The organism is Loktanella sp. 3ANDIMAR09 (assembly GCF_001420005.1).
GTDB lineage: Bacteria > Pseudomonadota > Alphaproteobacteria > Rhodobacterales > Rhodobacteraceae > Loktanella.
The window spans coordinates 143,464-155,727 of record NZ_LJAK01000002.1 but is presented as its reverse complement, the minus strand read 5'-3'; the positions used below and the strand labels follow the sequence as shown (position 1 = coordinate 155,727).

At 61.5% G+C, this 12,264-nt stretch carries 7 protein-coding genes; 2 read left to right on the top strand and 5 right to left on the bottom strand.

Annotated elements, in window-relative coordinates; genetic code table 11:
- Window positions 1-5: 5 nt before the first annotated feature.
- The gene (gene aat / locus AN189_RS03600) at window positions 6-647 is read left to right on the top strand and encodes a leucyl/phenylalanyl-tRNA--protein transferase (protein ID WP_056031177.1); all 642 of its coding nucleotides are present in this window, start codon (window positions 6-8) and stop codon (window positions 645-647) included.
- On the opposite strand, the gene AN189_RS03595 is transcribed toward aat, so the two are convergent.
- The 5 genes from AN189_RS03595 to AN189_RS03575 form a co-directional block, all read right to left on the bottom strand.
- Complete coding sequence (locus tag AN189_RS03595) at window positions 611-967, bottom strand: DUF2155 domain-containing protein (RefSeq protein ID WP_056031174.1); 357 nt, start codon at window positions 965-967, stop codon at window positions 611-613. The two genes, aat and AN189_RS03595, sit on opposite strands and share 37 nt — an antisense overlap.
- Window positions 964-1,347, bottom strand: a complete 384-nt coding sequence (locus AN189_RS03590) for an NADH:ubiquinone oxidoreductase subunit NDUFA12 (protein ID WP_056031171.1) — start codon at window positions 1,345-1,347, stop codon at window positions 964-966. The genes AN189_RS03595 and AN189_RS03590 overlap by 4 nt, the downstream gene beginning before the upstream one ends.
- Window positions 1,348-1,409: 62 nt before the next feature.
- Window positions 1,410-1,793, bottom strand: coding sequence for a RidA family protein (locus AN189_RS03585; protein WP_056031168.1), 384 nt, complete (start codon window positions 1,791-1,793; stop codon window positions 1,410-1,412).
- A gap of 61 nt (window positions 1,794-1,854) precedes the next feature.
- Entirely contained in the window at window positions 1,855-3,123 is a 1,269-nt protein-coding gene (clpX, locus tag AN189_RS03580; RefSeq protein WP_056031165.1) for an ATP-dependent Clp protease ATP-binding subunit ClpX, read from the bottom strand.
- A 148-nt stretch (window positions 3,124-3,271) separates the two neighbouring features.
- The gene (locus AN189_RS03575) at window positions 3,272-3,892 is read right to left on the bottom strand and encodes an ATP-dependent Clp protease proteolytic subunit (protein ID WP_056031159.1); all 621 of its coding nucleotides are present in this window, start codon (window positions 3,890-3,892) and stop codon (window positions 3,272-3,274) included.
- A 447-nt stretch (window positions 3,893-4,339) separates the two neighbouring features.
- On the opposite strand from AN189_RS03575, the gene AN189_RS19665 reads away from it, so the two are divergent.
- Window positions 4,340-12,244 (top strand): Hint domain-containing protein, encoded by a 7,905-nt coding sequence (locus AN189_RS19665; protein WP_056031156.1) that lies wholly within the window; start codon window positions 4,340-4,342, stop codon window positions 12,242-12,244.
- The last annotated feature ends 20 nt before the right edge of the window (window positions 12,245-12,264 follow it).

Genomic DNA, 12,264 nt, shown 5'->3' with positions numbered 1-12,264 from the left:
GTTGCGTGACGGATCATTTGACACCGGACCTGTTGTTGCATGCCTACAGGGCCGGTGTTTTCCCGATGGCAGAGGACCGGGATGCAACTGATGTGTTCTGGGTGCAGCCCAGAAAACGGGGCGTCCTGCCGCTGGATCTATTCCACGTGTCACGTTCGCTGCGCAAAACCCTGCGCCGGGGACATTTTCAGGTCACTGCGGATGCGGCCTTTGTCGATGTGGTGCGTGGATGTGCTGATCGCGCGGAAACCTGGATCAACGGCCCGATTTTCGAAGTCTACCGCCAACTTCACCTCCAGGGACATGCCCATTCCATCGAGGTCTGGCAGGACCGTGACCTGGTGGGCGGCGTCTATGGCGTGAGCATCGGTGGCGCTTTTTTCGGGGAAAGCATGTTTTCCACCCGGACGGATGCGTCAAAGGTTGCGTTGCTCTGCGCGGTCGACAGGCTGCGGTCGCGTGGGTTCATCCTGTTCGATACGCAATTCGTGACCGACCACCTTGCAACGCTCGGGGCCATCGAAATTCCGCGCAAAGCCTACGAAGAAAGGCTGGCCGCCGCGTTGGAAATTGCCGCAGATTTTGGCGCGCCCGGACCGATCCCGCTGGATCAGGCGGCTGTGCAGCGGATGACCCAGACGTCGTAGCGCGGGTGATCCATCGCATTCAGCGCAGGGGCTGATGCAACCATCCACCCTGAAAACACAGGGGTCGCGTCGTCGCCATAAGTGACCGACATTTCTGCAAATGCATCGCCCGATGGATTGTCCGCAGGCACGCGGCAGTCGTTCAGCTGGATCATGACCAGTCCCGACACCGCAGCGTCGCCAACCTGTATCGCAACATCGGCGACCTGCCCCGTCACCTTGTCCAGCACGCGCAATTCGGCGCCGGGCTGCGACACGGCCTGCTGTGCGGTGGCCCCCATCGGAACCAGCGCAGACACGAACGCCAGTGCGCGGATCATTCGGGCGTCCATGCCTCGTAATCACTCTTGGGTTGGGGGTCTGCGCGGCGCAGCGACCCGGCAGGCGCATAGGCCTGCGGCGTGCCTGTCAGGTTCGGCAAATGCGGTTTCTCCCAAGGCTGTTTCACCAGCGGCACCTCGGTCGGGGGTTCATCCCAGGTACGGTGCAGCCAGCCATGCCATTCCGGTGCAACCTTCGACGCCTCGGCCTCTCCGTTAAAAATGACCCAGCGACGGCTGTCGTCGGCATTGCGGTAAAAGATGTTTCCGCCGGCGTCTTCGCCCACGCGCTCGCCCTTGCGCCATGTCCAGAACTGGGTGGCAAAGGTCTGCCCGTCCCACCAGGTGAAAATGCGTGCGATGTTGCGGGCGATACCCATGGTCGTCTCCGGTCTGTGGCTGTGCCTGTCATGCCGCAATCGCATGAAAAGGTCCAGCAGGTTCAGCGCGGCAGGCGGGCTGTCGCCTCGATCTCGATCTTCATTTCGGGGTTTTGCAGCCCGGCTATGAACATCGTTGCAGCGGGCCGCGCGTTACGAAACGCCTCGGCAAGCACTGGCCAGCAGCTTTCCCATTCCGCGCGATCAGGCAGAATATATGTGACGCGCACCACGTCATCCAGACTGCTGCCTGCCTCGACCAGCGCGCGCCCGATGGTGGCCAGCGCATTGCGGCACTGATCCACGATATCGTCGGGCATTTTCATCGTTGCGTAATCATAACCGGTGGTCCCTGCGACATGGACCCAGCCATCGGCCACGACCGCACGCGAATAGCCGATCTGCGCCTCGAACGGGCTACCGGTGGTGATATGTCTGACTGTCATGTGACCCCCATGAGAAAGGGCCGCTGCATCCGCAGCGGCCCTGTTCTGATCCCGAGAACCCTCAGGCGCTGGCGGTCTCTTTCTCTTTTTTCTTGCCGTCGTCGTGGATCATCAGCGGGCTGGCGTCTGGGCCAACCGCTTCTTCGTTCACGACGACCTCTGTGACCGTATCCATGCCGGGCAGCTCGAACATCGTGTCCAGCAAGATGTCTTCCATGATGGACCGCAGGCCACGGGCACCGGTCTTGCGTTCGATGGCGCGTTTGGCAATCGCCGTCAGCGCATCATCGGTAAACGTCAGTTTGGTGTCTTCCAGCTCGAACAGGCGCTGGTATTGTTTGACCAATGCGTTCTTCGGCTGTGTCAGAATGATCATCAACGCCTCTTCATCGAGGTCGGTCAGCGTCGCAATGACGGGCAGACGGCCCACGAATTCGGGGATCAGACCGTATTTCAGCAGATCCTCGGGTTCGAGATCCATAAAGGTTTCACCGACACCGCGTTCATCCGTATCCTTGACGTCAGCACCAAAGCCCATGGCAGAGCCTTTGCCGCGCTGCGCGATGATCTTGTCCAGACCGGCGAATGCCCCACCACAGATGAACAGGATGTTCGTGGTGTCCACTTGCAGGAATTCCTGCTGCGGATGCTTGCGACCGCCCTGCGGCGGGACCGATGCAACCGTGCCTTCCATGATCTTGAGCAAGGCCTGCTGCACGCCCTCGCCCGACACGTCGCGGGTGATGGACGGGTTGTCGGACTTGCGCGTGATCTTGTCGACCTCGTCGATATAGACGATGCCGCGCTGCGCGCGTTCCACGTTGTATTCGGACGCCTGCAGCAGTTTCAGGATGATGTTTTCCACATCCTCGCCGACATAACCGGCCTCGGTCAGGGTGGTGGCATCGGCCATCGTGAACGGCACATCCAGAATGCGGGCCAGCGTCTGGGCCAGCAGAGTCTTGCCGCAGCCGGTCGGCCCGATCAGCATGATGTTGGATTTCGCCAGCTCGATGTCGGATTTGTCGGAATTGTTCAGACGTTTGTAATGGTTGTGCACGGCCACGGACAGAACCCGCTTGGCGTGCATCTGGCCGATGACGTAATCATCGAGAACCTGACAGATTTCGCGCGGGGTCGGCACGCCGTCACCCGATTTCAGCGACGCGCTCTTGGTTTCCTCACGGATGATATCCATGCAGAGTTCGACGCATTCATCACAGATGAAAACAGTCGGGCCCGCAATCAGCTTGCGCACCTCGTGCTGACTCTTGCCGCAAAAGCTGCAGTAGAGGGTGTTCTTGCTGTCGCTACCGGTGGTGGTTGCCATGTCGTATCCTTTGGCGCCGGGGCCAGTTTGGTGTCGCGCTGTCCTTGGTTCGTCAGAGTAGGACAGCGCGTTCCGGGTCACAACGCCAAAAAGACGCAATCGGTGACCCTGTTCAGGTCTGTGTGATCATGGCACCCGCGATGCGTGATCAATCGTCGGATTTATCGCGGTTTGTCACGATTTCGTCGATGTGGCCCCATTCCAGGGCCTCTTCGGGGGACATCCACTTGTCACGGTCCAGCGCCTTCTGGACCTCCTTATAGGACTGACCCGTGTGCTTTTGATAAAGCTTGTACATGCGTTCGCGCGTATTTTCGATGCTTTTGGCCGAAATCAGGATGTCGGCTGCCGTACCGCGTGCGCCGCCGGACGGCTGGTGCACCAGAAATTCGGCGTTCGGCAGCGCATAGCGCATCCCCTTTTCGCCGCCGATGGCGATGACCGATCCCATGGATGCCGCAAGCCCGCAGACCAGCGTCGACACCTTGGGGCGGATATATTGCATCGTGTCATAGATGCTCATGCCCGCAACGACGCTGCCGCCGGGGGAGTTGATATACATCGAAATCTCTTTTTTCGGGTTCTCTGCCTCGAGGTGCAGCAGCTGTGCGACGATCAGCTGGCTCATGCCGTCATGCACGGGACCGTTGACGAAAATGATCCGCTCTTTCAGCAGGCGGCTGAAAATATCGTAGGCGCGTTCACCGCGTGCGGTCTGTTCGACCACCATCGGGACGAGGTTCATGTGGGTTTCGATCGGATCTTGCATGGAAAGGCCTTATCTGGGGGACACCGACGGGCGGTGTCTTTCAAAGTCCCCCAGACACTATGCAGCCCGGCCAGCAGCTTCAAGAGCCGACGGCAGCGCGTGATCGCCGCAGCCCCCGGTCTGTCGGGTGACACGTCCCTGCCCTGCCCGCCATTCCAGACCAGTCGGTCCGTTCGGTCTGCCACACACAGGCACCTGGGGCGCGTGACTGTTTCGTGATCGCCGTCACTGGCCGACCCTGGGCGATCCTGTTCACCAAACGGTGACACATTTTCGGTGACCGACGGCAAATATGACCAGATCGCCGTATTTACCGGATCTTGCCGCGAAATGACCACGAACTCCTTGGTTCCGCCAACCTTCAGTCACAGATCGGCCACCACCACAAAATAGCGAACCATTGGACGAGTATCAGCTGCGTTACTGGCTGAATAATTGAGGTGCAGCATGCCGAACGGCTATCAGATCAATCTTGGCGGCAATAACGCCCTGAACAGCGGCGATACCGGAAATACCGGCATCACCACATTCACGACCGATCGCGTGATCGGCACGGGATCGGTCACGGTGAATTTCACCGCCAACATTTTTGATTTTTTCGGCAGCACGACCACCCGGACCGGCACCTATTTTCTGGGGACCAACGGTCAGGTCTATTTTGTTCCAGACACGGCTTTTCCGAACAACGTCAACGGGGTAACGGTCCAGTCCGGCCCGCAATTCAGTCTGTATCGGGGCACGAACCTCAATGACATCGCGCTGAACGGTAGCGATGCGTCTGATCTGATCTACGGTGGATCCACCACCAGCGCGACAGGCACCGCCAGCGATACGATCAGCGCAGGTCGCGGCAACGACGAAGTCTATGCCGGCGACGGAATTGATACGGTTTTCGGTGGTTCCGGAAACGATACTATTTTCGGCGGTGCCGGTTCGGACCTGCTGAACGGCAACGGTGGCAATGACACGATCTTTGGCGGTGACGGGGATGATTCGATCATTGGCGGAATCGGCAATGACAGCCTGTATGGCGGCATTGGCAACGACAGTGTTTCGGGTGGCTATAACAACGACCTGATCGATCTGGGCGAAGGTAACAACAGTGCCACGGGTGGAACCGGCGACGACACCATCACGGCAGGGTCGGGCGTCGACCGGCTGGCCGGCAATGCAGGCCGCGACAGCATCAATGCGGGTGGCGGCAACGACATCGTCTACGGCGGAGACAGCAACGATACCATCGACGGCGGCGCGGGTGCCGACACGATCTACGGCGAAGCCGGAAGCGACACCATTCTGGGCGGTGATGGCAATGACGCGCTTTACGGCGATGACCCGCTGTCGGCGCCGATTGCCACGGAAACGATGCGGTGGTCCGACCTCGGCTTGCTGAATGCAGACGTGCGCAACGGCTTCACGCAAGATACCGGCAACATCAATGTCAGCGTGTCATTCCGCGATGATGGCAGCCTCGGCTCGGCGCTGACCAGCAATCTGGTGACCTTCAACAACGGCGACGGAAACTACAACCCGACGTCCTCGGTCCAGATCCTGGGTACGGGTGGCACGACCTCGACGACGGTTTTCGAATTCGCCGCCGACACCCAAAGCGGTGTTTCCGATGCCGTGGCCAACGTCGGTTTCTACATCACGGACATCGACGCGGTAACCGGCGACGGTGTGAACAACTTTACCGATCAGATTGTCGTCTTTGCCTACGGGCCTGACGGGAATGTCGTTCCGGTCAACATCACGGCCTTTGGCAACGACGTCGTATCGAACACCGGTGCCGGGACAGGCAACAACACCATCACGGCAGCTGCATCGAATGATACGCAGGATTCGCCGGCCGGCGCAGCCTTTGTATCCGTCGCCGGACCGGTCACCGCAATCGAAGTGCGGTTTATCAACGCCAATGGCGGCACCACGAACCACGGCGTCAATATCGGCGACCTGCGGTTCACGACGATTGCCCCCACACCCGGCAACGACACGGTCGACGGCGGCGCAGGCGACGACGTTCTCTATGGGGGCGGCGGAAACGACGATCTGATCGGACGCGACGGGAATGACATCGTCTTTGGTGGCGATGGCGACGATTACCTTGACGATGATCCCGGCGGCCCGGATCTGATCAGCGACGACACCTTTTACGGCGGTGCGGGGAACGACACGCTGTGGATGGCAGGCGGCAATGACAGCGCCTTTGGCGGCGCGGGCAATGATTTCGTCAGTGGCCAGCAAGGTGACGATACCCTGTTCGGTGACGCCGGTGACGACCGCGTCTTTGGCGATATCGGCAACGACAGCGTATATGGCGGAACAGGCAACGACACGGTCAACGGTGGCAGCGGCAACGACCTGGTTCAGGGCGATGACGGCGATGATTTTGTCGCAGGCGAGGATGGTGACGACAGCCTGCTGGGTGGGGCGGGCAACGACACGCTGTATGGCGGTGACGGCAACGACGTTATCGGCGATATCGAACTCGAAGTGGGCGATGACGTTCTGTACGGCGACGCCGGCGATGATGGTTTGGCCGGTGGTATCGGCAACGACACCCTCTTTGGCGGCACGGGCAACGATGTGTTGTTGGGCGGTGGTGGAAATGACTCGCTTTATGGCGATGCCGGAAACGATATTTTTTCGGTCGGCGACCAGGACGATTCCAATGTGGTTCAAGGTGGCGAAGATGTCGGCGACACCGATGTCGATTCACTCAACCTTTACAACACGTCCTCCACCGACGGTGTGACCGTTGTCTACAGCAGCGCAGAGGCAGGCCGTGTTGATTTCAACGCCACGACAGCCAGCGTCGATTTCACACAAATTGAGCGGCTGGAAACAACGTCCTTCGACGACACGGTCGATGCCTCGGCGGCGGCCAGCGGCATCAGCATTGGAACCGGAACCGGTGACGACAGCGTCATCGGCAGCAGCGGCAACGACACGATCGATGCAGGTATCGGTGCCGACAGCATTCAAGGCGGCGCGGGCAACGACCTGATCGATCTGGGTGTTGCCGACCTTATGGACGACACCGTGGTTCTGACCAACGGGAGCGGCGACGACACAATTCTCGGTTTCGAGGCGCCGCTCGACAATGGCGACGGCACATTCTCTGGGCGCGATCAGCTGAATGTGTCGGGGCTGCTGGATGCTGGTGGTGATCCGGTCAACCATCACGATGTCAGCGTCACCGATGACGGCGGCAGCGCCCGGCTGACCTTTCCGAACGGGGAAACCGTGCTTTTGGCAGGTGTGTCCCCCACGGATGCGCAAAATCCGTTCTTTCTGGCAGCGACGGGTATTCCGCTGTCCGATGGCACGGTCAGCGGCACCGCAGGGGCTGACACGATCGGCCTTGGCTATGTCGACGGCGACGGTGACACGGTTGACGACAACGATGCGATCCTCGCTGGCGATACCGGCAACGACGACCTGATCGAGGCCGGTGGCGGCGACGATTCCGTGTTTGCCGGCCTCGGCAATGACGCGGTCTTCGGCGGTTCCGGTAACGACACACTGGACGGTGGCGCGGGCGACGATACGCTGTCGGGTGACGCGGGTGACGACACGTTTGTCGTGACCGCAGGTGGCGGCAACGACACAATTGTCGGCGGCGAACTGGGTGAAACCGCCGGTGACACGCTGGATGCCACAGCCCTGACCGATGACGCCATTCTCTATCTGGACGGAAACGAAGAAGGCGACCTGTCCTACGCGGCCGAAGTCACCACGTTTTCCGAAATCGAGAACTTCTTGCTGGGGTCTGGCGATGACTTGGTTGCCGTCGGAGTTGGCGACGAAACCGTCGATACCGGCGCGGGTGATGACACCGTCCTTCTGTTTGACGATTTCGGGGATGCGACCATTGCCGGCGGCGACAATACGCTTCCGGTGGGCGATCTGCTGACGGCGCAACTGGTCACGCAAGATCTGACCGTAACGCTTGGTCCCGATGGCAGTGGTACGCTGTCAGACGCCGACAACACCCTGACGTTCAGCCAGATTGAACGGGTCGAGACCGGCACCGGTGACGACAGCGTCATCGGCAGCGCCGGTGATGACAACGTCAGACTGGGTGCGGGCAATGACAGTATGGCCGGCGGCGCGGGCAACGATCAGATCGCGGGCCAGGCCGGGGCCGATACCATCGACGGCGGCGCAGGCAACGACCAGATCGACCTGGGCCTGAACGATGCGGCCAATGACACGGTTGTCTTGCAGGACGGGTCCGGTGACGATGTCATCACCGCCTTCGAAGGTCCGATCGACAACGGCGATGGCACCTTTACCGGTCGCGACCTGCTGGATGTCTCGGACCTGCAGGGCCCCGACGGCCTGCCGGTCAACACCAACGATGTGATCGTCTCCGATCAGGCTGGCAGCGCGTTGCTGACCTTTGCCAATGGCGAAACGGTCCTGCTGGACGGCGTCACCGCGGCAGAGCTGAATTCGCCTTTCGCGCTGGCGGCAATCGGTATCCCCCTGCCCGACGGCACCGTCAGCGGCACCGCTGGCGACGACATCATTGATGCGGCCTACACCGGTGATCCCGACGGCGACCGCGTGGATGCCGATGATGCGATCCTTGCGGGCGACACCCAGAACGACGACCTGATCGAGGCCGGCGACGGCAACGATAGTATCGACGCGGGCGATGGCAACGATCACGTTCTGGCCGGAACCGGAAACGACACGATCCGCGGTGGCACGGGCGACGACAGTCTGTTTGGTCAGGCTGGCAGCGACGAAATCTTTGGCGGTGACGGCAACGACATCATCGACGGCGGCGATGGCGGGACTGACGCAGACACCCTGTTCGGCGGCGCAGGCAATGACGAACTCATCGGCGACGACGGCAACGATACGCTGGTCGGCGGTAGCGGTGACGACCAGCAGTTCGGCAATGGCGGCGACGACAGCTTTGTCGTGGGCAATGATTTCGGAAACGACCTAATCATCGGTGGCGAAACGCAGGAAGTGACAGGCGATGTTCTGGATGCGGCTGCCACGGATCAGAACCTGACGCTGGACCTGACGCAGGGCGGTGCGGCCAACGGCGAAAGCGGGACGCTATCGAACGGTGCCCAGACACTGACATTCGCCGAAATCGAAGCCGTCCGTCTGGGGTCCGGCAATGATACCGTGCTTGGATCCAGCGATGACGACAGCGTCGCATCCGGGGCAGGCAACGATACGCTGACGGGCGGTGCTGGCAACGACAGCCTGTCCGGCGAGTCTGGCGACGACAGCTTTGTCTTTGATGACGGTTTTGGCCAGGACAACATTGACGGCGGGACCCAGACGACAGCCGACCGACTGGATGCCACTGCCGTGGATGCCGACACGACATTGACGCTGACAGGCACCGGCACCGGCACCCTGACGCAGGCGGCGAACAACGTCAGCTTTACCGAGATCGAGGAATTTTTCCTCGGGTCCGGAAACGATACCGCTTTCGGTGGCGAAGGTGACGACGTGGTCGACCTTGGCGCGGGCGACGACGTGTTTGCGCTGTTCAACGGTTTTGGCAATGACGACATCACCGGCGGCGAGACCGGTGAGACCACGGGCGACGTGCTGGACGGCAGCGCCCTGACCGAAGATGTTGATGTGACGCTGACCACCCCCGAAAGCGGCAGCATCACGAACGGCACCGACACGACGTCCTTTGACCAGATGGAACTGGTCCGCACCGGCGCTGGCAATGACACGGTCAGCGGCAGCGCGGGCGACGATAGCGTGGCAACCGGTGCGGGCGACGACACGATCATCGCAGGTGCCGGCAACGACAGCATCGATGCAGGCACCGGGGCCGATACCGTCGCGGGCGGCGCTGGCAACGACACCATCCGCCTTGGGGCGGCCGACGGGGCCGAGGACACCATCGTCCTCGAAGACGATGGCGGCGACGATACGGTTTTCGATTTCGAAGGGCCCGTCGACAACGGCGACGGCACCTTTACCGGGCGCGACCTGCTGGATGTGACCGGCCTGACAGGACCGGATGGCCTGCCCGTCAATACCAATGACGTGACCGTCAGCGATCAGGGCGGCAGCGCCCTGCTGACATTCGCCAATGGCGAAACCGTCCTGTTGTCGGGTGTCGCTCCGGCGACGCTGCAATCGCCTTTTGCCCTGGCTGCCATCGGCATTAGTCTGCCTGACGGCACCGTCAGCGGCACAGCGGGCGATGATACGATCGATGCGGCCTATACCGGTGATCCCGATGGCGACCGCGTTGATGCGGGCGACGCGATCATTCCGGGCGATACGGGCAACGACGACCTGATCGAGGCCGGGGCCGGAAACGACACCGTGTTCGCAGGTCTGGGCGATGACGAAATCTACGGCGAAGACGGTGCCGACGAAATCTATGGCGGTGCGGGCAACGACACGATCGACGGCGGGGCCGGCGGCGATACGATCGACGGCGGAGACGGCAACGATTATCTGATCGGTCGGGGTCAGGGCGACACCTTCTTTGGTGGGGCCGGTGACGACTGGATCGACGACGTTCCCACCATCCAGGAACTGCCCAGCGCCGACACGGCCTACGGCGGCGACGGCAACGACACGCTGTGGATGAGCGGCGGCAATGATGTGGCCTATGGCGATGCGGGCAACGACCGGCTGGAGGGTCAGGCGGGCGAAGACGCGCTGTTTGGTGGCACGGGCGATGACCGCCTGTCAGGTGGCAGCGACAACGACACAATCGACGCCGGAACCGGTTCCAACACCGTCTTTGGCGACGAAGGCGATGATTTCATCACCGCAGCCAATGGCAGCAACACGCTGTTCGGCGGCACCGGCAATGACACGATCGAACACCGATCAGCCGCAGTCAGCGTGTCCGGTGACGACGGTGATGACCGGCTGGTCAACATCGGCGGGACGAATGTCGCCCAGGTCACCACGATCGACGGTGGTGCCGGCAACGACACCTACGTGCTGGACGGATCGCGCGGCACATTCACCCAGGATCACACGGTCGATCTGGGTGCAGGCAACGTCACCTTTGACGGTGCGGTGCACGACACGATCAGCAATGTCGAAAACGTCGAGATCATCGACAGCGATGCCAATGCGACAGGCGACGCGGCGGACAACATCCTGACGGGCACAGGGACCGGCGACAACCGGTTCGACGGCGGCGCTGGCAACGACAGCGTCTATGGCGGCGACGGCGACGATGATCTGGTGCTGAACGACGGGTTCGGAAACGACACCCTCGTCGGCGGTGAGACTGGCGAAACCCGCGGCGACGTCCTGGACGGCAGCGGCCTGACGCAGGATGTGACGGTTGCCTTTGACGGGGCGGAATCGGGCACAGTGTCCAATGGCCCGGATCTGGCGACGTTCTCCGAGGTCGAGGCGGTCAGCACCGGCGCAGGCGACGACACCGTGACGGGGGACACAGGCAGCCAAACGGTCAGCACGGGTGCCGGCAACGATACCATCGACCTTGGCGCGGCGGGCGACAGCATCGACGCGGGCGCTGGCAACGACATCATCACAGTCGGCGAAGGCGATACCGTCAGCGGTGGCGACGGCGACGATACCTTTGTCATCACCGACCAGCCCGGCACCGAAACAATCAACATCTTTGGCGGCGGCGGTGACGAAACAACTGGCGACCGGCTTGTGCTGGGCCGTCTGGGCAACCTGAACCAGATCCTTGCCGATGCGACCATCGATGCGAATGGCAGCTATTCCGGCACCGCGACGCTGGATGACGGCACGACGCTGAATTTCAGCGATATCGAGGAAATCATCTGCTTTACTCCCGGTGCGATGATTGCCACGCCGCGCGGTGCGCGCGATGTGGCAACCCTGCGGGTGGGCGATTTGGTGGTGACCCGTGATCACGGCCTGCAACCCATCCGCTGGATCCAGTCCCGCACGGTGCCCGCACGCGGCCGCTTTGCGCCGATCCGTATTCGTCCCGGCGTGGTAACCGGCCAAGAGAGTGATCTGCTCGTGTCGCCACAGCATCGGATGCTGTTCCAGGGCTACCGGGCGGAACTCCTGTTCGGTGAGTCAGAGGTTCTGGTCCCTGCCAAGCATCTGCTGGACGGTCAGGATGTCACGCAGGAGGCAGGCGGCGACGTCACCTACATCCACATGATGTTCGACTGTCACGAGGTGATTTTCGCCAACGGCGCGGCAACCGAAAGTTTCCATCCCGGCGACGTCGGCATGAACGGCATCACGGATCGCGCACGTGCGGAACTGTTTGACCTGTTCCCTGACCTGCGTGCTGATGTGCATCACTACGGCGATACAGCCCGGCGCTGCCTGCGACGCCACGAGGCACAACTGCTGTTGGCCGGCAATCTGCGCTAGATACCGATGAAATAGAATTG

Excerpts from the sequence above, each read along its gene's own strand:
- AN189_RS19665 (WP_056031156.1), top strand. The coding sequence starts at position 4,340 with ATGCCGAACGGCTATCAGATCAATCTTGGCGGCAATAACGCCCTGAAC.
- clpX (WP_056031165.1), bottom strand. The coding sequence starts at position 3,123 with ATGGCAACCACCACCGGTAGCGACAGCAAGAACACCCTCTACTGCAGC.
- AN189_RS03575 (WP_056031159.1), bottom strand. The coding sequence starts at position 3,892 with ATGCAAGATCCGATCGAAACCCACATGAACCTCGTCCCGATGGTGGTC.
- AN189_RS03595 (WP_056031174.1), bottom strand. The coding sequence starts at position 967 with ATGATCCGCGCACTGGCGTTCGTGTCTGCGCTGGTTCCGATGGGGGCC.
- AN189_RS03590 (WP_056031171.1), bottom strand. The coding sequence starts at position 1,347 with ATGGGTATCGCCCGCAACATCGCACGCATTTTCACCTGGTGGGACGGG.
- AN189_RS03585 (WP_056031168.1), bottom strand. The coding sequence starts at position 1,793 with ATGACAGTCAGACATATCACCACCGGTAGCCCGTTCGAGGCGCAGATC.